Genomic DNA, 23,566 nt, shown 5'->3' on the forward strand with positions numbered 1-23,566 from the left:
TATCGGCAATCAGTGTCCGGCGCCACGGCCTTTTGCTTCCCCGGTCGCACTCCGGGCGGCGGCGAGCAGTTAAACTGCGCGCCGCCCACCCCCGTTCCGGAGTCCAGATGTCCCGCCTGCCCTCGTATGTCCTCGCCAGTGTCCTGCTGATCGCCGGAAACGCCGCTGCCAGCAGCTTCATCGCCACCACCGACACCCTCGGCGGCGCCCTTGCCAACAGTGCCGAACTAAGCACCGACATGAGCTTCTCGCTGCGTGACGACAAGCGCATCATCGCCGCCCAGGATGATGCCGCCAGCTTCGTCGCCAGTGCCGGCGCCGTGCGTGGTGCGCGCCTGGAGGCAGCGCTGCAGCTGCTGCGCAGCGAGCTTCAGGGTGATGATCTGCAACTGGCTCAGGCGATTCTCGCCCGCTAGACAACCTGGCATTCGGCATCACCCAGGGCCGGCGGATAGCGGCTTTCTGGCAACGACTCGAAGGATCGACCATGTCCCTGTTTCACCAGCGCGTACTGCGCATTGCGGCAAGCGCCGCACTCACTGCGACCAGCCTGGCCGCGCAAGCGGACCCCTACCAATTCGATGGCGATATCCCGCTGACCGTGCAGACCACCGCGAACGGCTTCTTCGGCTACGGCGCCAATCCGTGGCTGTCTACCAGTCTGCAGCCGGTCGGCACGGTGCTGGACGTCCTGCTGATTCCCTATGTCTGCGTGCGTCTGAGTGCGGAGGAGACGGCCGCGGCGCTGAGCGAGGAAACGCCGAGCCTGCACCAGGCGCGCGAAGATGCCGCCATGCATCTGGCGAGCGATGGCGAGTTCCGCTCCGCGCGGCTGGAGGCCGCCTTCGCCCGCCTGCGCAGCTCATGGCACTTCGAGCGAGCCGACTCGCGCGAGCTGGCGCAAGTGTTGCTGATGCTGCCGGCACCGCTGGAGCGAACCGGCGGGGAAAATGCAGGTCGGATCGCCCGCCGGCTGCCGGTCCTGTGAACTGTGTATGGCCGCCGCCGAACGCATCCGCTAGCCTTGGCGCCCGCGTTCCGCCCTCCGTCACACTCATCAGCAAGAGGTTGATATGCGTTCTTCTTTGATTGCCGTTCTGCTCGCTTCCAGCCTGTTCGCCGGCGTCGCCCAGGCCCGAACCCTGGAAGCCACCAGCAACATCCTGATCAGGGCGCTGGACCGCAGCCTGGACTTCACCTCCGACACCACCACCTCGATCCGCGACCTCAAGGTGGTGCAGGCCGCGCGTGACGATGCCGCCAGCTTCGTCGCCAGCGACGAGAGTATCCGTGGCGCCCAGCTCGAAGCGGCCTTCTCGCTGCTGCGCCAGCGTTCCGAGGTAGCTCGCGACGCGAGTGACCGAGCCCTGGCCGAAGCCATTCTGGCGCGCTGATGTCGTCGCGCACGTGGCCGGCACTGCTGGCGCTGGCCTGTGTTCCAGCGCTGGCGACCACTCCACCACGTCCGGGCGAAACCCAGCGCTTTCCGCCATTCACCCTCGATGGCCCCGGCGAGCACGTCCTGTTCAGCAGCATGCTGGTCACCACCGGGCCGTTCTTCTTCAGCGCGGCAACCAGCGAATCCAGCAGCGACGGCGGTGCGCAGAAGCAGCAGATTCGCGAGGACGCGGCGGCCTTCATCGCCAGCGATGGCGCCTACCGCACCGCCACCCTCGAAGCCCAGCTACGGCGGAGGCGCGCAGGGAGCATGGCGACCCTGCATCATGACCTCGACCTGGCCAGCGAACTGCTGGTCGGCGGGCATCGATGAGTGCGCTGCTGCGACTTCTGCTGCCGCTCGGCCTGGGGCTGTTGTGCCTGCCGCTCAGCGCCGCATTACGCCTGGAACTGCACGACGCAAAGCTCGATCCCGACCAGCGAAAGGCCAGCCAGCTGCTGCTGGACCAGGCGCTGCAGGCGCTGCCGCCGACGCTGATCGAGCGCCTCGACCGGCGGGTGACCGTGGTCTGGCGCGACGACCTGCCGGCGAATGCCTTCGGCCGCGCCAGCGGTCCCTACCGCATCGAGCTCAATCGTCAGCTGCTGGCGGCGCTCGCCGATGGCAGCGCGGCGAGCCGGCGAACCGGCCGCCCCCACGGCACCCTTGAGCGCGAGCTGCTGGCAACGCTGCTGCATGAGCTGGGTCATCTCTACGACCGCGGCCGTTTCTGGAGCCAGACGCAGCGGCGCCTGGTTGCTACCTGCCGGTCGCAGGCCAACCGCTTCGGCGAGATCGGCCTGCCGGCCGAGTGCCGGGGACAAACCGGCCGCCGCTTCAGCCTCAGCGACGATCCGCGCCTGCTGGATCTGGCCGGCTGGCCGCAGCAGGTCGGCAAGCGCGGCCTGCGCGAGACCGACAACGGCCAGGTGGCGCGCAGCCCGGACAGCTACGAGCTGAGCAACCCGCGCGAGTTCGTCGCGGTGAACCTGGAGTATTTCCTCCTCGATCCGGCCTATGCCTGCCGCAGGCCGGCGCTGCATCGGCACCTGCACGAACATTTCGCCTGGCAACCGGCGCACGTGCTCGATTGCCCGCCCGACTACGCCTATCTCAACGCCGGCCTGGACCCGCAGCGCGATGTCCTCGGCCGTCTCGACCCGGAGCGGGTCTATCAGGTCCACTACCTGCTCGCCGAACCCAACGACGCCTGGGTCAGCCGCTGGGGCCACAGCATGCTGCGGCTGGTGATCTGCGCACCGGAAACGCCGCGCGGACCGGATTGCATGCTCGATCTCGACCAGCATCTGGTGCTGTCCTACCGCGCCTTCGTCGGTGACGTGCAGCTCTCCAGTTGGGACGGCCTGATCGGCGCCTACCCATCACGGCTGTTCATCCTGCCGCTGGCGCAGGTGGTCGACGAGTACACCAAGCTGGAGCTGCGCGGGCTGGCCTCGATCCCCCTGCAGCTGTCGCGCAACGAGCTGGAGGGACTGGTCGAGCGCTCGGTGGAGCAGCACTGGAGCTACGACGGCGACTACTACTTCCTGTCCAACAACTGCGCGGTGGAAACCCTCAAGCTGCTGCGCAGCGGCACCGGTCGCGCCGACCTGCATGCGCTCGACAGCATCACCCCGACCGGGCTGCTGGAGGTGCTGCAGGCCCGTGGCCTGACCGACCACAGCGTGCTCGACGACCCCCGCGAGGCGCTGCGCCTGGGCTATCACTTCGACTCCTTCCGTGACCGCTACCAGGCCATGTTCGCGGTGCTGCGCGAACGCCTGCCGATCAAGGAACAGAGCGTGGAGCAGTGGCTGGCGCTGTCGGCCGAAGAGCGACGCCCGTGGATCGCGCAGGCCGACCTGCGCGCTGCCGCCGCCCTGCTTCTGCTGGAGCAGGCTGCACTGCGGCGCCAGTTGCTGCTGGCCCAGGATGATCTCAAACAGCGCTACCTGGCCAGCCGCGACAAGAACGATGCGGGGCTGGTGAAGGCCGGCAGTGCGATCGAGCAATTGCTGCAGGACAGCGGCTTCCTCAGTCGTCCGGCCGAGCTGCTTAGCGCCGGTTACGGATTGCCGCAGACTGGAGAGTGGCGTCAATTGCGACACGAAAGCAGCGCCCGGCAGGCGCAGCTGATAGCGCTGGCGGGCGAGCTGGACAGCGAGCTGCGGGATCTGCTCGAACCCCGGCGCATGGCGCTGATCCAGGCCAGCGAAACCAACCTGCAGGCGCTGGGCGCGCGCCTGCGCCAGTTGCACGAAGCGAGCGGAGGGCTGCGTCTGCCATGAGCAGAGGTATATTGCGTGCGTCTGCCGTCGCCAGCATGGTGCTGCTGAGCGTACCGGCGTGGGCGGTCTGGCCGCCCGACCCCACCGACATCCGTGGCAATCCGCCGATGGCCAGCACCTTCTACGGTTGCGCCACGACCCTGCTGCCACTCTTCACTACCTTCAAGCCGGACGAAACCGACGACATCAGCGAGGAGTTGAGCCGCGCCAGTGGCGAGGTCAGCGAGATCGGCAGCGAATTCAGCAGCTCGGACTACCGCGTACTGCGACTGGCCGCTGAAGATGCCGCGGTCTTCGTCGCCAGCGCCGGTGAGCTGCGCGGCGCACGCCTGGAGGCGGCGCTGCGGCTGCTCAGGCGGCAACCGAGTCGGCAGCAGGCGAGCGATCTGGCGCTGGCGCAGCAGTTGCTGGTGCTGACGACAGCGCGCTGAGCGGAGGGCTTGCCGGCGCGACGCCGAGCCCCGAGACTGGCGCTTTCGCGCCGACCGGGAAAGCTGCATGAAACCAACGCGCGGGTTGCCGCTCATCCTCGGATACCTTGTCAGTACGCTCTGCGGCGACGCCCTGGCGGGCTTCCAGTCGCCCAGGTTTGACGAGGAACCGCTGGTGGCCAGCACCTTCTATCTTGCCGTCAGCAGCATACTGCCGACGCTGACGACCCAACAGCCGGGCGAAGGCAGCGAGGTGTCGGACGCCACCAGCGAGGACACAAGCGGCAGCAGTGCACGTGACGACCGTCGCCTGCGCGAGGCACGGGAGGACGCTGCGCACTTCGTCGCCAGCGGCGGCGCCTACCGCAGCGTACGCCTGGAGGCGGCTCTGCGCTGGCTGCGTGGCCGGCCGCAGAGCGCCGGATTCGACGACCTGCAATTGGCCGCGGCCATCCTGCAGCGCTAGGGCCGCTGAAAACGGTGGACGGATGCAGCGCCGTCCACCCTACGGCATGCTCACGCTGATCGGTGGGATCGGTCCGGCGCAGGATGGAAGATGCTCCTTTCATCCACCAAAGCGATTGCGCACCGGTGGACGGATAAAGCGCCGCCCGCCCTACGAGGGCCGCTGCTCCGTGCACGCGTAGGGTGGATGACGCTCTGTTCATCCACCACAGCGATTGCATAGTCGTTCACCGGCCCCGTTGGCAGCGCCCTCAGCTGGCCAGCGCCGCCGGCATGGCGATCCGTTGCGGCTGCGGCTGGGCATAGCCATGCGGATTGCTGCGCTGCCAGTTCCAGGCGTCGGCGAGCATCTGCTGCAGGCCGTGTTCGGCCTTCCAGTCCAGCTCCCGCGCGGCCTTGCGCGGGTCGGACCAGCACTGGGCGATGTCGCCCGGACGCCGTGGACGAAGTCTGCAGGGCAGCGGTCGGCCGAGCACCTGCTCGAAGGCGCAGACCATCTCGAATACCGAGTAGCCCTTGCCGGTGCCCAGATTCCACACCGACACGCCGGTCTGCTCCTGCAGCCGGTTGAGTGCCTTCAGGTGCCCGTTGACCAGGTCCAGCACGTGGATGTAGTCCCGCACGCCGGTGCCGTCGACCGTCGCATAGTCGGTGCCGTAGATGTTCAGTTCCTGGCGCCGGCCCACGGCGACCTGGAGCATGAACGGCAGCAGGTTGTTGGGAATACCGTCCGGATCCTCGCCGATCAGCCCGGAAGGATGGGCGCCGATGGGGTTGAAGTAGCGCAGCAGGCCAATCGACCAGCGCGGGTCCGACTCGGCCAAACCGCGCAGGACATTCTCGGCCATCAACTTGGATTGCCCGTATGGGTTGGTCGGTACGCCGAGCGGACAGTCTTCGCTGATCGGCATCAGCGAGGCCTCGCCATAGACGGTCGCCGAGGAGCTGAACACCAGGCGGAACACCCCGGCATCGGCCATCGCCTGGCACAGGGCAATGCTGCCGCCGACGTTGGTCTCGTAGTAGCGCAGCGGCTCACGCACGCTTTCACCCACCGCCTTGAGCCCGGCGAAATGCATCACCGCCTTGATCGGATAGGACGCGAACAGGGCCTTGAGCAGTGCGCGGTTGCGCACGTCGCCCTGGACGAAATTCAGCGGCCGCCCGGCCAGCTGTTCGACTCGCTGCAGTGCGACCTCCGAGCTGTTGCTCAGGTTGTCCAGCACCAGCACTTCGTGACCGGCCTCCAGCAACGCCAGTGCCGCATGCGAGCCGATGTAGCCCGCGCCCCCGGTTACCAGAATCATGTTGTTCCTCCACATTTTTGCGGCGAGCACTCCTCCGGCCAGGCCATGCACGCAAGGCTCGGGGGCTCGATATCCAGAATCGGCTCGGCGCTGCGCGGCAAGGGCATGAAAGCAGGGCATGCCGGCCTGCGGCGCCGGATAGAAAAGGCGTCCTGAAGATAGGGACGGGCACCTCCACGGCAAGTTCCAACCAGCCGACGGCCTGTCTATTCGAGGGCCTGTTGGAACCGCAGCCGTGCGCCGCCGTCCATTGACGGCAGAGTGACAAAGCGTCCCGGCAGATCGGGCGGCCGATAGCGCATCCTGCGCGCCAGCCGAAACGACCGCATGGGCCACGACATTCTGCGTCTGCGGCGGGACGGCCCCAGCAATCAACGATGCGTCGCCCTGCAGGAAGATGGACGGCGCGATCCCCTGTGACAACGAGGTAGACCATGAGCTGGGCCGGCCCCTATCAGTACGACATCGGCAGAACACGCGCACCCGGGGCGCTTGCACCCGAGGTGGAGTTCGACGCACAACGGCCGACGCTGTTGTGCCTCTCGCATCTGCGCTGGAGCTTCGTCTACCAGCGTCCCCAGCACCTGATGACGCGCTTCGCCCGCGACTACAACCTGCTGTTTCTCGAGGAGCCGGTAGCCACCGAGCAGAGCCAGGCCTGGCTGGAGATTCGTCCCGAGGACGGCGGCGTGCAGGTGCTGGTCCCGCGGCTGCCGCACGCGTGCGGCGGCGAGCCCAGCGCAAGGCTGCAACGCGAGTTGCTCGACGGCTACTTACAGCGGCTCAAGGTCGACGACCTGATCCTCTGGTTCTACACGCCGATGGCGCTGGCCTTCGCCAGCCATCTGCGCGCACGGCTGACGGTCTACGACTGCATGGACGAGCTATCGGCGTTTCGCGGCGCACCCGCGGCGCTGATCGAACGTGAGCGCGAACTGCTGCTGCGCGCCGACCTGGTCTTCACCGGCGGCTACAGCCTCTACGAAGCCAAGTGCGAGCTGCATTCCAACGCGCATCCGTTCCCCAGCAGCGTCGATGTCGAACATTTCGCCGCCGCACGCGATGCCCAACCCGATCCGTCCGACCAGGCCGCGCTCGGGCGTCCGCGCCTGGGCTTCTATGGCGTGATCGATGAGCGTCTGGACCTTGCGCTGATTGACCAGGTCGCCCGGCTGCGGCCCGACTGGCAGCTGGTCCTGGTGGGGCCAGTGGTGAAGATCAACCCGGCCGAGCTGCCGCGACGCGACAACATCCACTACCTCGGGGCCAAGCCCTATGACGAGCTGCCGGCCTACCTGGCCGGCTGGGACGTGGCGATCATGCCCTTCGCGATGAACGAGTCGACCCGCTTCATCAGCCCGACCAAGACCCCGGAATACCTCGCCGGCGGCCGGCCGGTGGTCTCCACCCCGATCATCGATGTGGTGCGCAGCTACGGCGACAGCGGACTGGTGCGCATCGCCGCCGATGCCGCCGAATTCGTCGCCGCGACCGAAGCGGCGCTGCGCGACGCGGCGCAACCGGAGGCCCTGCGCGCAAGAGCGGACAGCATCCTCGGCGACATGTCGTGGGACCACACCTGGAAACAGATGAAGGAGAAGATGACATGCGCGCTGTGATCCCACGCGACGGCCACCCCGAACGCGACGCCGGCGGCAGTCACCCCGCCAGTGCCCGTCGCGGCTTCGACTATCTGATCGTCGGCGCCGGCTTTGCCGGCAGCGTGCTCGCCGAGCGGCTGGCCGCAGGCCTGGGCAAGCGTGTGCTGGTGGTCGACCGCCGTCCGCACATCGGCGGCAATGCCTATGACTTTCACGATGAAGCCGGCGTGCTGATCCACCGCTACGGCCCGCACATCTTCCACACCAATTCGCAGCGCATCGTCGACTACCTGTCGCGCTTTACCGAGTGGCGCCCCTACGAGCACCGGGTGCTGGCGGTGGTCGATGGCCAGCAGGTGCCGATTCCGATCAACCGCGACACGCTCAATGCGCTGTACGGCCTCCGCCTGAGCAGCGATGAAGAGGCTGCCGTCTACCTCGCCGGACGCGCCGAACCGGTAGCGCAAATCCGCACCAGCGAGGACGTGGTGGTCAACCAGATCGGTCGCGAGCTGTACGAGAAATTCTTCCGCGGCTATACCCGCAAGCAGTGGGGGCTCGATCCCTCGCAACTGGATCGCTCGGTCACCGCGCGCGTGCCGACCCGGACCAACACCGACGATCGCTACTTCACCGACGAATTCCAGCAGATGCCGCTGCACGGCTACACGCGGATGTTCGAAAGGATGCTCGCCCATCCGAACATCAAGGTGATGCTCAATACCGACTACCGCGAGATCCGCGACGAGGTGCAACACGATCACCTGATCTACTGCGGACCGATCGACGAGTACTTCGACTACCGCTTCGGCAAGCTGCCCTACCGCTCGCTGCGCTTCGAGCACAAGAGCCTGGCGCAGGAGCATTTCCAGGCGGTGGGCACGGTCAACTACCCGGCCGAGGAGGTGCCCTACACGCGCATCAGCGAGTACAAGCACCTGACCGGCCAGCAGCACCCGCATACCAGCGTCACCTACGAATATCCCTCGGCCGAGGGCGATCCCTACTATCCGATCCCGCGCCCGGAGAACGCCGAGCTGTACAAGCGCTACCAGCAGCTCGCCGACGACACGCCGGGGGTGACCTTCCTCGGTCGGCTGGGCACCTACAAGTACTACAACATGGACCAGGTCGTCGGGCAGGCACTGGCGCTGTACAAGCGCATCGAGGAAGCCGCCCAGGTGCCGGCTGCCGCCAGCGCCATGCAAGAGCCGGTCGACTGACCGGCCCCAGGCCATCGACTGACGAGGGCTCCATGTACCGACCGCAGCTGTTTTCCAGTTTCTTTCTCGGCGGCTTCGAATGCTCGACCCAGCGCCGCGCCGACGGCCGTCGCCTGGACCTGCTCGACTCCACCGGGCACGCGCGCTGGGCAGCCGCCGACTACGCCCTGCTGCATCAGCGTGGCCTGCATACGGTGCGCGACGGGCTGCGCTGGCATCTGATCGAAACCAGCCCCGGCCGCTACGACTGGTCGAGCTTCCTGCCGCTGCTGGAGGCCGCGCGGCGCCAGCGCACCCAGGTGATCTGGGACCTGTGCCACTACGGCTGGCCGGATGACCTGGACATCTGGCGACCGGCGTTCGTCGAGCGCTTCGCCGCCTTCGCTGCGGCGACCGCGCGCGTGGTTCGCGAGCAGAGCGACGAGGTGCCGTTCTATGCGCCGATCAACGAGATCTCCTTCTGGGCCTGGGCCGGTGGCGACGAGGCGCGCTTCAACCCGATGGCGCGCGGTCGCGGCTTCGAGCTCAAGCACCAGCTGATTCGCGCCAGCATCGCCGCGATCGAGGCCGTTCGCGCGGTCGATCCACGTGCGCGTTTCGTCCAGATCGACCCGGCGATTCACGTCCATCCGCGCAGCCCGCACCCGGGCGAGCAACGCGCTGCCGAGCACTTCCGCCAGACCCAGTTCGAGGCCTGGGACATGCTCTGCGGCGAGGTCTGGCCCGGACTGGGCGGACGTCCCGAGTACCTCGACATCCTCGGCCTGAACTACTACCCGCACAACCAGTGGTACCTGGGCGGCGAGACCATCACACCGGGCAGCGCCGACTATCGCCCGCTGCTGGGCATCCTTGGCGAGCTGCACCAGCGCTACCGGCGTCCGATGCTGATTGCCGAAACCGGTGCCGAGGGCGATCTGCGCGCCGACTGGCTGCGTTACGTCGGCGAGCAGGTGGGCCTGGCGCTGCAGCGCAACCTGCCGCTGGAAGGCATCTGCCTGTACCCGGTGCTCGACTACCCCGGCTGGGACAACGACCGCCCCTGCCCGACCGGGCTGTTCGGCTTCGCCGACGAGCAGGGTCAGCGCCCGCTGCACGCCGCGCTGGCCGACGAGCTGCGCCTGCAACAGGCGCGCTTCACCGCCGTGGGCCGGCACAGCGCGCCTGCCGACGCCCTATGAACGCCCGCGCCGCGCCGCCGCACCTGCAACCACCCGTTCAGCCGAACCTGCTGCCGGCCAGTCCCCTGGCGTTTCTCTGGCACTACGTCTGCGCCCGCCCCTGGCACTTCACCGGGCTGTTCCTGCTGATCGTCGGCGCCGCCAGCTGCGCGGTGGCGGTGCAGTACGGCATGAAGCTGCTGGTCGACGCCATGGCCGCCGGCGCCCGGCTGTGGGCCCAGGTGTGGTTTCCGCTGGCGCTGTTCCTAGGCCTGATCGTGGTGGAGAACGTCCTCTGGCGCCTGGGCGGCTGGCTCGGTTGCCGCACCGTGGTGGCCAGTTGCGTGGACATCCGAGTCGACCTGTTCCGCCACCTCACCGGCCACCCGATGCGCTACTTCAACCAGCACTTCGCCGGCGCCCTGGCCAACCGCATCTCGGCCCTCGGTGGCGCGGCGGGGGCGATCTATGGCGGCCTGGCCTGGAAGATCCTGCCGCCGGTGGTGGATTTTCTCGGCGCGGTGCTGGTGCTGCTGACCGTCGACTGGCGCATGGCCCTGGCGCTGATCGGTTTCGTCCTGCTGGTGGCGGCACTGATCACCGCTTTCGGCGTGCGCGGGCGGACCCGCCACCAGCGCTTTGCCGAGCAGTCGGCACGGGTCGGCGGCGAGATCGTCGATGCAGTCTCCAACGTCTGGACGATCAAGGCGTTTTCCGCCCGCGAGCGCGAAAGCCAGCGCCTGTCGCGGGAGATCGCCCGCGAGGCGCAGGCGCAGCGCAGCAGCTGGATGTACCTGGAGAAGGCGCGGGTGCTGCACGACATCTGCCTGACGCTGATGGCCGGCGGCATGCTGGTCTGGGCGATCCACCTGTGGCTGGAGGGCAATGTCAGTGCCGGCGACGTGGTGCTGGTCAGCGCGCTGACCTTCCGCATCCTGCATGGCTCGCGCGACCTGGCCCTGGCGCTGGTCGACAGTACCCAGCAGATCGGCGCCATCGCCGACACCCTGGCGATCATCAACCAGCCGCATGCGCTGGACGATCCGCAGGCGCCGTTGCAGCTTGCCGAGGGGCGCATCGACATCGAGCGCATTCATTTCGCCTATCCCGAGCGCGATGCGCTGTTCGCCGACTTCAGTCTGCAGATCCCGGCCGGCCAGCGGGTCGGCATCGTCGGTGCCTCGGGCTCGGGCAAGTCGACCCTGATCAGCCTGCTGCAACGCCTCGACGATGTGCAGGCCGGAAGCATCCGAATCGACGGCCAGGATATCCGCAGCGTGAGCCAGGACAGCCTGCGCGAGAAGATCGCCGTGGTGCCGCAGGAAACCGCGCTGTTCAACCGCAGCATCCTCGAGAACATCCGCTACGGCCGTCCCGAGGCGAGCGACGAGGAGGTCTATCGCGCCGCCCGCCAGGCATTCTGTGACGCCTTCATCCGCGAGCTGCCCGAGGGTTACCAGACCCTGGTCGGCGAGCGCGGGGTGATGCTCTCCGGCGGCCAGCGCCAGCGCCTGGGCATCGCGCGCGCTTTTCTCAAGGATGCGCCCATCCTGATCCTCGACGAAGCCACCTCGGCGCTGGATACGCAGGCCGAGGCGGAGATCCAGGCCGCGCTGGCGCAGCTGGTGCAGGGCCGCACGGTGCTGGCGGTGGCGCACCGGCTGTCCACCTTAGGCGGCTTCGAGCGCATCGTCGTGCTGCAGGACGGTGTCCTCGTCGAGGACGGTCCGCCACAGCTGCTGCTGCGCGGCGACGGCGTGTTCTCGCGGCTCTGGCGTCTGCAGACCGATGCCGCCACGCCACCGGCCAGTGCGGGTTGAACTCGGCGCCGACTGTGCTTGCCTGAATAGACACCCCAGGGATGATCGAACCGGTGCGGAGGCGCCGTCGCAGAGGAGAGAGACATGTCGGATCATCACACCTACAAGAAGATCGAGCTGGTCGGCTCGTCCACCAGCAGCATCGAGGACGCCATCAACAACGCGCTCGCCGAGGCCGCCAAGTCGCTGCGCCTGACCGAATGGTTCGAGGTCACCGAGACCCGCGGGCATATCGTCGATGGCAAGGTGGGTCATTACCAGGTGACCCTGAAGGTGGGCTTCCGCCTCGCCGACAGCTGATCAGCGAAGCGGCGAACGATCCATTGGCACCCAGGTCTTAATCGGGGCTCGCGCGCAGCACGTTGCCGAACGCTGACGAGCGAATGTCCGATCTTGCGAAGGAGCGTTGAAGATGAAGAAACGGGTTCTGGGCCTCGCCCTGTCGCTGTGCTCGCTGTCGGTGTTCGCCGCGGCCAAGCCGTGTGAGGAACTCAAGTCCGAAATCGAAGCGAAGATCCAGGCCAATGGGGCAACCCAGTACACCCTGGAGATCGTCGACAAGGGCAGCGAGTCGGATTCGGAAATGAAGGTGGTCGGCAGCTGCGACGGAGGCACCAAGGAGATCGTCTACAAGCGCGGCTGAGCACTCTGCGGGCTGACCATCCGTCGGGCCCAGGCACTGAAGCAACGGCCCCGTCCAGGCAACTGGTCGGGGCCGTCGTGTTTTCGCCCGGCAGGCATGCCGATGAGCGGCATGGAGCAGCGACCTTGGCCGAATTTCCTCGTGGGTCGCCGGCGACTATGCTGGCGCAGATTGCTGCGCGCGGTACTGATACCATATTGACATCAATATTTTGGCGCTCTACTCGCGGCGCCCGATCTGGAGTCCTTGCAGTTGGCGGAACACCGTACCCAAGGGCTGCGCCAATGGATCTGGCGAGCTTTCGTGCAGAGCGCGCTGATTCCGCTGGTACTGGTGGAAACGGTGCTGATCGCCGTCTACCTGTTGGCCAACGGGGCGATACGCGATGCGCAGATCGATCACCTGCGCGAGGTGGCGTTGTTCGATCTGCAGGCCGCGGCGCGCCAGGAGGCACGCAGCATCGATCAACAGCTGCAACAGGTCGGCGAGCTGGCAGAGCTGTATCGCAACCTGACCCGCGAGGCGCTGCTGGCGACCACGCCGGCGCCTCCCCTGCCAGCGCTGGCACTGACCCCGGACGGGGTGCGTCACAGCCCGAAGGATGACGGCGGCAGCGCGGTGTTCTACGCCAATTCGACCCGCGCCGACCGCCATGATCTGGACAAGGTGGCGCGGATGCGCGCGCTGGACCCGCTGATGCGCCAGATCACCGAGCGCAATCCGCTGGTGGCCAGCATCTACTTCAACAGCTGGGACAGCTACAACCACATCTACCCGTGGTTCTTCACCCCCGACCAGTACCCCCGCGACATGGTCATCCCCGACTACAACTTCTATTACCTGGCCGACGCGGAACACAACCCTGGCCGCGGGCCGGTGTGGACCGACGTCTACCTCGATCCGGCCGGACACGGCTGGATGATGTCGGTGATCGCACCGGTCTACCGCGAGGACTTCCTCGAAGGTGTGGTCGGCCTGGACATCACCGTGGGCGGGCTGCTCGAACAGATCGGCCGGCTGCAGGTGCCCTGGGACGGCTACGCGGTGCTGGTCAGCGACGAGCTTAACATCATGGCGCTGCCCGAACCCGGCGAGGCCGATTTCGGCCTCAACGAGCTGACCAGGCATTCCTACGACGAGGCGATCCGCCGCGAGCTGTTCAAACCGGAAGACTTCAACCTCGCCCGCCATGCCCAGACCAGCGCACTGGCGCAGGCCATGGGTCAGGATGACCAGGGCGTGCTGGCCCTGGAGCTGGGCGGCCGCCAGCGTCTGCTGGCCTGGACCACCATCGAGCAGACCGGCTGGCATCTGCTCACGGTGGTGGACGAGGAGCAGGTATTTGCCCGCACCGAAGCGCTGGCCGAGCACTTCAAGCGCATCGGCTATCTGCTGATTGCCGGCCTGGTGCTGTTCTATGCAGTGTTCTTCGGCGTGATGTGGCTGCGCGCGCGGCGTCTCAGCGACCGGCTGACCAGACCCATCGCCGGCATCTCGCAGATGATGGAAGAGATCGGTCGCGGGCACTGGCGCCCCGAGCCGGTAGCCTCGGAGATCGACGAGCTGGCACGGATGGCCAGCGATACATCGGCCATGGGCGTGCACCTGGAGCAGAGCGAGGCGCACCGCCGCGAGGTGCAGGAACGTCTCGAACTGGTCCTGGAAAGCGCCACCGAGAGCCTCTGGGAGCGCGACCTGGGCAGCGGCACGCTGCGCCTGCGCGGTCGCTTCTGCAAACGTTTCGGCCTGCCCACGGAGCAGATCGACGAAGCCGGCTTCCTGGCCCGGGTACACCCCGAGGACCTGCCGCGCATCCACCTCGCCCGGGAGCGCGTACAGCAAGGCGCGGATACCTATTACGCCAGTGAATTCCGTTTCGCCGACAGCGCCGGGCGCTACCACTGGCTGCTCAGTCGCGGGCGGGTGCTGGAGCGCGATCCGCACAGCGGCGCCGCCACCCTGATGGCCGGCACTCACGTGGACATCGATGCTCTCAAGCAGACCGAAGCCGACCTGCGCCACGCCACCCTGGAGGCGCAGCTCGCCAGCCAGGCCAAGTCCCGCTTCATCTCCAGCATCAGCCACGAACTGCGTACGCCGCTGAACGCCATTCACGGCTTCGCCCAGCTGATGATCATGGAGCGCGAGGAGCACGGCCGCCGCGACGGCGACGATCATCTCGACGAGATACTCCTGGCCAGCCGGCACCTCGACCAGTTGGTCGCCGACCTGCTCGAATGGTCGAGCATCCAGGCCGAGAAGCCGCGCCTGCAGCTGCAGCCGGTGGTGGTGCGCCAGGTGATGCTGGAGTGCGCCGAGCTGGTCGAGCCGGAGGTGCGGCTCAAGGGCCTCAAGCTCAATCTCGACCTGCCCGAGGACGACCTGCGGGTGCCGGCCGATCCGCGACGCCTGCGCCAGGTGCTGCTCAATCTGTTGTCCAACGCCATCAAGTACAACACCCCCAAGGGCCATGTGACCCTCAGCTACCAGGTGGCGGCGGGCTACATCCGCCTGCTGGTGGAGGACACCGGCCTGGGCATCGCGCCCGAGCTGCAGGGTCAGCTGTTCGAGCCCTTCCAGCGCCTGGGCCGGGAGAACACCACGATCCAGGGCACCGGTATCGGTCTGTCGCTGTGTCGCGAGTTCGCCACCTTGATGAACGGCCGCATGGGCCTGCATAGCGAAGCGGGGATCGGCAGCAGCTTCTGGATCGAACTGCCGCTGTGGCGCGAGGGCATGCATTCGGCGACGGAAGCGGCACTCGATCAGCTGCCGCGGATCTTCTACGCCGAGGACAACCCGGCCAGCCAGTTCCTGGTGCGCAAGGCGCTCGCCGATCTGGCCGCCGTACAGGTGGCCGGTGACGGACGAACCGCCCTGGAACAGGTACTGGCCGACCCGCCGGCACTGCTGCTGCTCGACCTCAACCTGCCGGGCATCGATGGCGAGGACGTGCTGCGCCAGCTGCGCGCGAACCCTGCGACCCGGCATCTGCCGGTGATAGTGCTGAGCGCGGTGGCCGACGTGCGCCGGATCGCCGGGCTGGATTGCCAGGCCAAGCTGGCCAAGCCGATCAACCTGGAGCAACTGCGCGCGCTGGTGACGGCGGCGCTGGCCAGACACGGCGCCGCCGACGAGCCCTGAGTCGACGACGGATCGCAGGCGCGCGCCGACGACAGCCTTTGTTATACTGCGCGCCCTCTGCGCCCGCCGGTCGGCGAGCCTGAGCCCAACATGACAAGCCACGCCCGCTCGCGTGGCTTGTTGTTTTTTGTCGCGCCAACGGCGCCGCAACAAGAGGCAAGACGATGAGCGCACTGGTAGGCGTGATCATGGGCTCCAAGTCCGACTGGAGCACCCTGAGCCACACCGTGGAGATGCTCGACAAGCTCGGCATCCCCCACGAAGTGAAGGTGGTTTCCGCGCACCGCACTCCCGACCTGCTGTTCCAGTACGCCGAAACGGCCGAGGAACGCGGCATCCAGGTGATCATCGCCGGCGCCGGTGGCGCGGCCCATCTGCCGGGCATGTGCGCGGCCAAGACCCACCTGCCGGTGCTCGGCGTGCCGGTGCAGTCGTCGATGCTGTCGGGCGTCGACTCGCTGCTGTCGATCGTGCAGATGCCGGCCGGCATCCCGGTCGCCACCCTGGCCATCGGCAAGGCCGGTGCGATCAACGCGGCGCTGCTGGCGGCGAGCATCCTCGGCCACCAGCACCCGCAGTTCCACGCCGCACTCAAGCAGTTCCGCCAGGAGCAGACCGAGACCGTGCTGGACAACCCGGACCCGCGCGGCTGAGTGCCGCTGGCTCGCAGAGAGGACTGAACAGATGAAGATCGGTGTCATCGGTGGCGGCCAGTTGGGTCGCATGCTGGCCCTGGCGGGCACTCCGCTGGGAATGAACTTCGCCTTTCTCGACCCGGCCCCGGACGCCTGCGCCCAGGCACTGGGCGAGCATATCCGCGCCGACTACGGCGATCAGGATCATCTGCGCCAGCTGGCCGACGAAGTCGACCTGGTGACCTTCGAATTCGAGAGCGTACCGGCCGAGACCGTGGCCTTCCTCTCCCAGTTCGTCCCGGTCTATCCGGGCGCCGAGTCGCTGCGCATTGCCCGCGACCGCTGGTTCGAGAAGTCCATGTTCCGCGAGCTGGGCATTCCCACCCCCGAGTTCGCCGACATCCAGTCGCAGGCCGATCTCGACGCCGCAGTCGCCGCCATCGGCCTGCCGGCGGTACTCAAGACCCGCACCCTGGGCTACGACGGCAAGGGCCAGAAGGTCCTGCGGCAGCCTGCCGACGTGGCCGGCGCCTTTGCCGAGCTGGGCAGCGTGCCCTGCATCCTCGAAGGCTTCGTGCCCTTCAGCGGCGAAGTCTCGCTGGTCGCCGTGCGCGGCCGCGACGGCGAGACGCGCTTCTACCCGCTGGTGCACAACACCCATGTCGGCGGCATCCTCGAGCTGTCCATCGCCAGCAGCGCACATCCCCTGCAGGCGCTGGCCGAAGACTACGTCGGCCGGGTACTGCAGAAGCTCGACTACGTCGGCGTGCTGGCCTTCGAGTTCTTCGAGGTCGACGGCGGGCTGAAGGCCAACGAGATCGCGCCGCGGGTGCACAACTCCGGGCACTGGACCATCGAAGGCGCCGAGTGCAGCCAGTTCGAGAACCACCTGCGCGCCGTCGCCGGCCTGCCGCTGGGCTCGACCGCCAAGGTCGGCGAGAGCGCCATGCTCAACTTCATCGGTGACGTGCCGGCAGTGGACAAGGTCATCGCCATCGCCGACTGCCACCTGCACCACTACGGCAAGGCCTTCAAGGTCGGCCGCAAGGTCGGTCATGCCACCTTGCGCTGCGCCGACCGCGCCCGCCTGGATGCACGCATCGCCGAGGTGCGGGCACTGATCGGCAACTGATTTTCAGAACCGCTCCGCCGAGGGCCTGTCTCAAGGCGTGGCATAAGCCGTCAACGGAGCGAGGAAAACTGCATGGGTATCATCGGAACCATCTTCATCGGCCTGCTGGTCGGCCTGGTCGCGCGCTTTCTCAAGCCGGGCAACGACGCCATGGGCTGGATCATGACCATCCTGCTGGGTATCGGCGGCTCGCTGCTGGCGACCTACGGTGGCCAGGCGCTCGGTCTCTACGAAGCCGACGAGGCCGCCGGGTTCATCGGTGCGGTGATCGGCGCGATCATCCTGCTGGTCATCTACGGGCTGGTCAGCAAGAAGAAATAACGCCCCGCTCGCGAGCCACTCATGCGTCGTCTATGCCTGCTCCTGCTGCTGATCTGCCCGCCGCTGTTCGCCGAACTGCACGAAACCGACTGGCTCGAGCTGATGCCGGAGGAGGACAGGCTGGCGCTCGAGCAGATGCCGCAGATCGAACACGCCGGCGCCGAGGCCGACCGCGCCTTCGACGCGCCGGGCGGGCTGAAGCAGGCCGACGACCTGCCGGCGGTGATGTATTCGCGCAACACCGTTGCCGCGATGGATGGTCGCCAGGTTCTGCTTGGCGGCTATCCGGTGCCGCTGGAAAGCGATGAGCAAGGCCGCAGCACCGAGTTCTTCCTGGTGCCCTATCCGGGCGCCTGCATCCACGTCCCGCCGCCGCCACCGAACCAGATAGTGCTGGTGCGCTACCCGGCCGGGGTGATGATCGAGGACATCTACGCGCCGCTGTGGGTCGATGGCCGCCTGCAGATCGAACCGGTCAGCAACGCCCTGGCGGACGCCGTCTACGCGCTGGACGCCAGCGAGGTGCGCGCCGTCGAGTAGCGGCGCGGCGCGCCTCCGGTGGAAAAGGCTGCGCCGTTGTCCACCCTACGCGCTCGACGCAGCCTCGGTTCGCGCCGGCGAATAGCCCGCTCTGCCGCACCTCGCTGGCTGGTCCGAGCGGTCTTTGTTGGGCCTCGCTGCGCTTCGTCACCAACCTACCTGTCTGCGATTCGTAGGTTGGGCCGCAAGGCCCAACAAAGGGTGTTTCGCCAGACGCCGACTAGCTAGCCTGCTGCGACCGCGAAGGCCATCTCCGGATGATTGGCGTAGTACGCGGCGATCTGCGCGCGGTTGGCCAGGGCGAGCTTGCAGAGGATGTTCTGCACGTGGGTCTTCACCGTCTTGTCGCTGATCTTGAGGATGCGCCCGATCTCGGCATTGGTCTTGCCGCAGGCCACCCAGCGCACCACCTCGGTCTCGCGCCCGGAGAGCGACGGCTGGCCGGGTTCGAGCAACGACTTGCCGTCGAGCGGACGGCTGTCGCGCCAGGTCCGTTGCAGGGCGATGTGGATATGCGAGGCGATCAATGCCGTGCGCAGCCGGGCTTCGCCGAACAGCGCGGAAGGAACATTGCTGAAGAAGTAGCCGAGAAAGCCCCGCGGCGTCGCGTCCGGCAGCAGGGTCCAGACGAAGTTGCGAATCCGGTTGCGCCGCAGCAGCTCGACCCAGGGTCGGTCGAAGGCAGTCTGCAGACGGTCGGTATGGGTGAAGCGCGGCCGGCCGATGCACTCGATCAGCTCCGGGCGGGTGGGCGGCACCTCGCTGTTCATCAGCGCACTGACGTAACTCTGCGGCGAGCTCTGGACACAGTCGTGCAGCTGGATGCGCCCGCCTTCGCGCTCACCGCGAAGGAACAGGAAGTGCTCGCACGGCAGCACCAGGCGCAAGGCCTCGGCCGTACTCGCCTTGAGTTCGTCCAGACTGCTGGCTGAAACGAGGGGGTTGAGAATGTGCAGCAGCGGCACGCCGGGCGCCGCCAGGTTTCTGGATTGAGCGAGCATGATGGCTTCCTTCTTATTATTCGCATCAAGTGCTGCGCGGGTGTGACGGACTGGCACGCAAGGTCACGACGCCGCGGACTCCGCTTCGGCGGCCAGCTCGAGCAGCTGGCCGGCGGACTCGGCAGCTATGACACGGTTGCGTGCGATTGTTTCCCCTTCGCCCGCCTCACCAGGGCCCGTCGTCAGCAGATTGCGAAGCAGCGCACCCAGAACCCGCCGACACTCCTGACGCTTGACCTTGCCGCTGGAGGTGCGCGGCAGGCTGCCGCCCTGCAGTAGCACGATCAGCGGCTGGCTCAGCCGATGCTGCTGCCAGAGGCTGGCGCGAATGCCGGCCAGCACCTCGCCCAGGTCCAGATCACGCAGCGCACGGCGCTCCATTTCCTGGGCCACCACCACCCGCTCGCCGTCATCCAGCTCGATGGCGAAGGCGGCCGAGCCATCCGGGCGGAAGCAGCTCTGCTCGCGACAGACGCTGGCCTCGATGTCGCCGGGGTGATGGTTGACGCCATTGAGGATGATCAGGTCCTTGCAGCGACCAGTGACGTACAGCTCGCCGTCGAGCATGAAGCCCAGGTCGCCACTGCGGAACAGCGGTCGGCCATGGTCGTCCTTGCCGAACACCTGGGCGCTGGCCTCGGGCCGGCCCCAGTAACCGCCGGCGACGCTGGCACCACGAATGCAGATCTCGCCGACCCGCCCTTGCGGCAGCAGGTCGTCGCTCAGCGGATCGACAATGCAGGGTTCCTCACCCGGCAGGCCATGGCCGCTGCTGACCAGGGCACGGCCGACCTGGCTGGCGGCGGACGGTGCCACCGGTGCGGCCAGATTGTCTTCCAGCAGACGGGCATCGAAGTCGCGTACCACGGCGCCGCGCCGGGCGCCGGAGGAGGTCGCCAACAGCGTGCCCTCGGCCAGGCCATAACAGGGAAAGCTGGCGCTGCGGCGAAAGCCCAGCGCCGCGAAGCGTTGCTGGAAGGCCTCCAGGGTGGCGGCACGGACGTTCTCGGCACCGTTGAAGGCAACTTCCCAGCTGCTCAGGTCGATGCCTTCCAGCTCGCTGTCCTTGATCTTGCGTACGCACAGCTCAAAGGCGAAGTTCGGCCCGCCGCTGGCGGTGGCCTGGTAGCGCGACACGGCACGCAGCCAGCGCACCGGACGCTGGAGGAAATGGATCGGCGTGAGCAGGGTGGTCGCGCAGCCGACGAAGGCCGACTGCAGGATGCCGCCGATCAGCCCCATGTCGTGATAGGGCGGCAGCCAGCTGACCACATGGCTGTCGCGGCGGTTGTCGAAGTGGCGCTGGATGGTTGCCGAGTTATGCAGCAGGTTGGCGTGGCTGATCATCACGCCCTTGGGGTCACCGGTGGAGCCGGAGGTGTACTGCAGAAAGGCCAGGTCCTCGCGCACCACCGTCACCGGTTTCCAGTCACCGGCGCTCCCAGGCGCAATCGCTTCGGCGGCCAGCAGCCGCGCTCCCGGCGCTGCGTGCTGGAGGCGCTGGCGCACCGCCTCGAGATGCTCGCCACTGGTGATCGCCGCAGCCGGTCGGCAGTCGCGGATGATCGCATCGAGGCGGTCGAGAATCTTGCTGGTGCTCGGCGGGTAGGCCGGCACCGCGACCATGCCGGCCTTCAGGCAACCGAAGAAACTGGCGATGTAGTCGAAGCCGGGCGCCAGCAGCAACAGCACCCGCGAGCCCTGCGCGCAGTCCTGTTGCAGGGTCGCAGCCACCGCGCGGGCGCGCTGCTCGAGTCCGGCGTAGTCGAGCAGCGCCTCGTTGTCGTTGCCATCGAGCAGGAAGCGATAGGCCAGCGCATCCGGGGTATGCAGGGCATGGTGCGCCAGGCAGTCGGCGAAGTTGGCGCTGTCGTGCGGCCGGAAGTCGTGCATCGAAAAGTCTCCTGCGGGGAATGGGCTTGCCTTGCGCGCACGCGCCTCAGAGGTGCTGGCGAATGCGTTGTGCCTGGGCTTCGAGCGTTGCCTGGCGGGTGCGCGGGCCGAACAGCCCGGTCAGGTGAAGGAACATGCGCAGGCCGAAGCCCAGGCTGTCGCCGGGTTCGCGCGGGATCAGGTGCAGATGGGCGTGGGGCACATGCTGGTTGGCCGCGCGACCGTCGTTGACCAGCAGGTGACTGCCCTTGACGCCCATGCCGGCCTTGCGCTGGGCGGCCAGCAGGCGGTCGTAGACGCGATAGAGATGGGCGCGGACCTCATCACTGAGCGCTTCCAGTTGCTCGACGTGCAGGGTCGGAATCAGCAGCAGGTGACCCTTGCCCAGCGGGTGGATATCCATGAAGGCCAGGCAGTGCTCATCGGCGTAGACCCGCACGGCCGCCTCCTGGCCGGCGATGATGCGGCAGAACAGACAATCCATCGGCGTGCTCCGCGGCTCAGTCATTCGTCGCCAGCGGGCGCTCTTCCAGCACCGGCTGGCGCACGAACATCCGCTCCAGCAGCCAGCGGTCGCGCAGGAAGTCCTTGTCGGCCAGCAGCTCGGACAGCCGCTTGAGGTTGTGGAAGGGCACCCCCGGATAGGCGTGGTGCTCGACGTGGTAGTTGATGTTGGCCCAGGCCAGGCTGACCAGGCCGCTGGTCACGGTCACGCTGTTGCGCGCCAGGTCCAGGCGATCGGGGTCGTCGTGCGCCAGGGTGGCCATCGGGAAATGCTCGTAGCCGCGCGAGATCGGGTTGTAGACCAGCGCCAGCAGCAGCACCGGCAAGACGAAGATCATCACGAACTCGTAGGCCAGGCCCTGGCTTACGAACAGCGTGGCGATGGCGGCCAGCAGCAGCAGGTTGAACGCCAGCTCAGCGAGCACGGCGTTGCGCACGGCGCTGCCGTAACGGGTCAGCGAGAACCAGGTGAAGCGCGGCACGAACACCGCGATGCGCAGGAACATCCATTTCACCCCGGCGGCGTAGTTCCACTCGTCAGGGTCTTTTTCCGGGTCGCCGATGTAGCGGTGGTGGCGCTTGTGACATTCGGTGAAGGCGGTATAGGGGAACACGATGAAGCAGGCCAGGGCGCGACCGAACCAGGTGTTCAGGCGCTGCGAGGCAAAGGCGCTCTGATGGCCGCAGTCGTGCTGCAGTACGGTGAAGGCGTGCAGCTGGCTGCCCATCACCAGCACCACCAGTACATGCAGCCAGATGCTCTCGGTAAGGGCGATCAACAGCGCGCCGGCCAGCCATACGGCCAGATGAATGCACAGCCAGAGCAGGAAGCGCGCCGGCGCGGGCTTCATCAGCGCATTCAGTTCGGCCTGGGCATCCCCGGATACGCGAAGCTGCGCGCGTTTGGTCAGCCGGATCTCGTCCTGCGCTGCCAGCAGTTCTGCCTGACTCATCATTGGCCTCCTCTCATGTCTGGATGTTCGACTCGGGCCTTCAGTCCACCGTCAGGCGGACCTCGGCGGTCTTCGGGTAGCCGACGCACATCAGCGCCTGGCCCATTTTCAGTTCCGCTGGCGACAGTCCGTGTCCCTCGGCCATTTCCACCTCGCCGGTCAGGCGGGTGCAAACACAGGCGGTGCAGAAACCACTGCGGCAGGAGAACGGCGGCTCGACGCCCTGGGCCAGCGCGGCTTCGAGGATGGTCTGCCCCGGACTCACGGCGAAGCTGTACTCGCGGCCCTGCAGGTGCAGGTGGACCTGGCTGGCCAGGCCGGTCGGCGCGGCTGCCGGCTTGACCGGGGCGACGAAGTTCTCCAGGTGCACGCGGTTGTCGGCCACCTGCAGGCTGCGCAGCGCCTCGCGCGCCTGCTGCATCATCCCGGCCGGCCCGCAGAGGTAGTAATGGGTGTGCTCGCCGTTGAGCGGTGCCAGCAGCTCCATGGCCCGTTCCTGGCACAGACGCGCGCCGGCGCTGCCATCCTCCGGGCGGGAGAACAGGTGGATCACCTGCAGCCGGCCCGGGTAGCGCGCGGCCAATTGGTCGAGCTTGTCGGCAAAGATCACCGACTGCCGATTGCGGTTGCAGTAGATCAGCGTGATCCGGCTGTCGAGTTCGAAATGCAGCGCCTGCTTGATGATCGAGAAGATCGGCGTGATGCCGCTGCCGCCGGCCAGCATCACCAGGTGACGGGCGCCCTGGGCAAGGACGAAGCGACCGCTGGTGCCGAGGCTGCGCACCCGGTCGCCGGCCGTCAGCTGTTCGACCAGACGCGCCGAGACCAGACCTCCGTCGACGCGCTTGACGGTGATCGACAGGTGCCGGTCCAGCCCTGGCGTGCTGCTCAACGAGTAGGCGCGGCGTTGCGGCGTGCCGGCGGCATCGAACTCCAGGCTCAGGTACTGGCCGGCCAGGTAGTCGAGCTTGCGCATGAACGGCGGCTTGAGGTGGATGGTCACCGCGTCGGCGGTCTCGGCTTCCACGGCAACGACTTTCAGATTCAGCATCTTGCTCATGAGATAC

At 67.3% G+C, this 23,566-nt stretch carries 24 protein-coding genes; 18 read left to right on the top strand and 6 right to left on the bottom strand.

Going from position 1 to position 23,566, the window contains the following annotated elements; genetic code table 11:
* Positions 1 to 107 precede the first annotated feature (107 nt).
* The 7 genes from DBO85_RS17915 (at position 108) to DBO85_RS17945 (ending at position 4,623) form a co-directional block, all read left to right on the top strand.
* The gene (locus tag DBO85_RS17915; protein ID WP_108108979.1) at positions 108 to 416 is read left to right on the top strand and encodes a DUF2388 domain-containing protein; all 309 of its coding nucleotides are present in this window, start codon (positions 108 to 110) and stop codon (positions 414 to 416) included.
* A gap of 71 nt (positions 417 to 487) precedes the next feature.
* Positions 488 to 988: a DUF2388 domain-containing protein gene (locus tag DBO85_RS17920; RefSeq protein ID WP_108108980.1), complete on the top strand. Its 501-nt coding sequence runs from the start codon at positions 488 to 490 to the stop codon at positions 986 to 988.
* Between the two features lie 85 nt (positions 989 to 1,073).
* Positions 1,074 to 1,394, top strand: a complete 321-nt coding sequence (locus DBO85_RS17925) for a DUF2388 domain-containing protein (protein ID WP_108108982.1) — start codon at positions 1,074 to 1,076, stop codon at positions 1,392 to 1,394.
* Entirely contained in the window at positions 1,394 to 1,771 is a 378-nt protein-coding gene (locus DBO85_RS17930) for a DUF2388 domain-containing protein (RefSeq protein ID WP_108108984.1), read from the top strand. Before DBO85_RS17925 ends, DBO85_RS17930 begins: the two co-directional genes overlap by 1 nt.
* Positions 1,768 to 3,726 carry a DUF7844 domain-containing protein gene (locus tag DBO85_RS17935; protein ID WP_108108986.1) on the top strand — a complete coding sequence of 653 codons (1,959 nt, stop codon included), beginning with the start codon at positions 1,768 to 1,770 and terminating at the stop codon, positions 3,724 to 3,726. Before DBO85_RS17930 ends, DBO85_RS17935 begins: the two co-directional genes overlap by 4 nt.
* On the top strand, positions 3,723 to 4,157 hold the full coding sequence (locus tag DBO85_RS17940; RefSeq protein WP_199287003.1) for a DUF2388 domain-containing protein: 435 nt from the start codon (positions 3,723 to 3,725) through the stop codon (positions 4,155 to 4,157). The genes DBO85_RS17935 and DBO85_RS17940 overlap by 4 nt, the downstream gene beginning before the upstream one ends.
* A 67-nt stretch (positions 4,158 to 4,224) precedes the next feature.
* Entirely contained in the window at positions 4,225 to 4,623 is a 399-nt protein-coding gene (locus tag DBO85_RS17945; RefSeq protein ID WP_108108988.1) for a DUF2388 domain-containing protein, read from the top strand.
* Positions 4,624 to 4,873: 250 nt separating this feature from the next.
* Here DBO85_RS17945 and galE read toward each other — a convergent pair whose 3' ends face one another.
* A complete protein-coding gene (gene galE, locus DBO85_RS17950; RefSeq protein WP_108108990.1) occupies positions 4,874 to 5,929 on the bottom strand; it encodes a UDP-glucose 4-epimerase GalE in 1,056 nt (351 codons plus the stop codon).
* A 434-nt stretch (positions 5,930 to 6,363) separates the two neighbouring features.
* Between galE and DBO85_RS17955 the strand changes: the two genes are divergently transcribed.
* The 11 genes from DBO85_RS17955 to DBO85_RS18005 all read left to right on the top strand — a co-directional run bounded on the left by DBO85_RS17955 (position 6,364) and on the right by DBO85_RS18005 (position 18,148).
* The gene (locus DBO85_RS17955; protein WP_108108992.1) at positions 6,364 to 7,548 is read left to right on the top strand and encodes a glycosyltransferase family 1 protein; all 1,185 of its coding nucleotides are present in this window, start codon (positions 6,364 to 6,366) and stop codon (positions 7,546 to 7,548) included.
* Positions 7,536 to 8,753, top strand: a complete 1,218-nt coding sequence (glf, locus tag DBO85_RS17960; RefSeq protein WP_108108994.1) for a UDP-galactopyranose mutase — start codon at positions 7,536 to 7,538, stop codon at positions 8,751 to 8,753. The genes DBO85_RS17955 and glf overlap by 13 nt, the downstream gene beginning before the upstream one ends.
* A 32-nt stretch (positions 8,754 to 8,785) precedes the next feature.
* Positions 8,786 to 9,934, top strand: coding sequence for a glycoside hydrolase family 1 protein (locus tag DBO85_RS17965; protein WP_108108996.1), 1,149 nt, complete (start codon positions 8,786 to 8,788; stop codon positions 9,932 to 9,934).
* The gene (locus DBO85_RS17970; protein WP_108108998.1) at positions 9,931 to 11,733 is read left to right on the top strand and encodes an ABC transporter ATP-binding protein; all 1,803 of its coding nucleotides are present in this window, start codon (positions 9,931 to 9,933) and stop codon (positions 11,731 to 11,733) included. The genes DBO85_RS17965 and DBO85_RS17970 overlap by 4 nt, the downstream gene beginning before the upstream one ends.
* Before the next feature lie 84 nt (positions 11,734 to 11,817).
* Positions 11,818 to 12,033 carry a dodecin gene (locus tag DBO85_RS17975; protein ID WP_108109000.1) on the top strand — a complete coding sequence of 72 codons (216 nt, stop codon included), beginning with the start codon at positions 11,818 to 11,820 and terminating at the stop codon, positions 12,031 to 12,033.
* A 112-nt stretch (positions 12,034 to 12,145) separates the two neighbouring features.
* The gene (locus DBO85_RS17980) at positions 12,146 to 12,376 is read left to right on the top strand and encodes a DUF1161 domain-containing protein (protein ID WP_108109001.1); all 231 of its coding nucleotides are present in this window, start codon (positions 12,146 to 12,148) and stop codon (positions 12,374 to 12,376) included.
* A gap of 252 nt (positions 12,377 to 12,628) precedes the next feature.
* Positions 12,629 to 15,520 (top strand): hybrid sensor histidine kinase/response regulator, encoded by a 2,892-nt coding sequence (locus tag DBO85_RS17985; protein ID WP_108109003.1) that lies wholly within the window; start codon positions 12,629 to 12,631, stop codon positions 15,518 to 15,520.
* Positions 15,521 to 15,684: 164 nt separating this feature from the next.
* Complete coding sequence (purE, locus tag DBO85_RS17990; RefSeq protein ID WP_108109004.1) at positions 15,685 to 16,173, top strand: 5-(carboxyamino)imidazole ribonucleotide mutase; 489 nt, start codon at positions 15,685 to 15,687, stop codon at positions 16,171 to 16,173.
* A 31-nt stretch (positions 16,174 to 16,204) separates the two neighbouring features.
* Positions 16,205 to 17,287, top strand: a complete 1,083-nt coding sequence (locus DBO85_RS17995; RefSeq protein ID WP_108109006.1) for a 5-(carboxyamino)imidazole ribonucleotide synthase — start codon at positions 16,205 to 16,207, stop codon at positions 17,285 to 17,287.
* A 72-nt stretch (positions 17,288 to 17,359) separates the two neighbouring features.
* Positions 17,360 to 17,608, top strand: a complete 249-nt coding sequence (locus DBO85_RS18000; RefSeq protein ID WP_108109008.1) for a GlsB/YeaQ/YmgE family stress response membrane protein — start codon at positions 17,360 to 17,362, stop codon at positions 17,606 to 17,608.
* Positions 17,609 to 17,629: 21 nt separating this feature from the next.
* Complete coding sequence (locus tag DBO85_RS18005) at positions 17,630 to 18,148, top strand: DUF3299 domain-containing protein (RefSeq protein WP_108109010.1); 519 nt, start codon at positions 17,630 to 17,632, stop codon at positions 18,146 to 18,148.
* Between the two features lie 224 nt (positions 18,149 to 18,372).
* Here DBO85_RS18005 and DBO85_RS18010 read toward each other — a convergent pair whose 3' ends face one another.
* From DBO85_RS18010 to DBO85_RS18030, 5 genes are all read right to left on the bottom strand, one after another.
* On the bottom strand, positions 18,373 to 19,149 hold the full coding sequence (locus DBO85_RS18010; protein ID WP_108109012.1) for a helix-turn-helix transcriptional regulator: 777 nt from the start codon (positions 19,147 to 19,149) through the stop codon (positions 18,373 to 18,375).
* Positions 19,150 to 19,212: 63 nt separating this feature from the next.
* Positions 19,213 to 21,042 (bottom strand): fatty acyl-AMP ligase, encoded by a 1,830-nt coding sequence (locus tag DBO85_RS18015; protein ID WP_108109014.1) that lies wholly within the window; start codon positions 21,040 to 21,042, stop codon positions 19,213 to 19,215.
* A 46-nt stretch (positions 21,043 to 21,088) separates the two neighbouring features.
* Positions 21,089 to 21,526, bottom strand: a complete 438-nt coding sequence (locus DBO85_RS18020; protein ID WP_108109016.1) for an HIT family protein — start codon at positions 21,524 to 21,526, stop codon at positions 21,089 to 21,091.
* A 16-nt stretch (positions 21,527 to 21,542) separates the two neighbouring features.
* Positions 21,543 to 22,499 (bottom strand): fatty acid desaturase family protein, encoded by a 957-nt coding sequence (locus DBO85_RS18025; protein ID WP_108109018.1) that lies wholly within the window; start codon positions 22,497 to 22,499, stop codon positions 21,543 to 21,545.
* Positions 22,500 to 22,539: 40 nt separating this feature from the next.
* Positions 22,540 to 23,559 carry a ferredoxin--NADP reductase gene (locus DBO85_RS18030; RefSeq protein ID WP_108109020.1) on the bottom strand — a complete coding sequence of 340 codons (1,020 nt, stop codon included), beginning with the start codon at positions 23,557 to 23,559 and terminating at the stop codon, positions 22,540 to 22,542.
* Positions 23,560 to 23,566: the final 7 nt, after the last annotated feature.

The organism is Pseudomonas mangrovi (genome assembly GCF_003052585.1).
Lineage (GTDB): Bacteria > Pseudomonadota > Gammaproteobacteria > Pseudomonadales > Pseudomonadaceae > Aquipseudomonas > Aquipseudomonas mangrovi.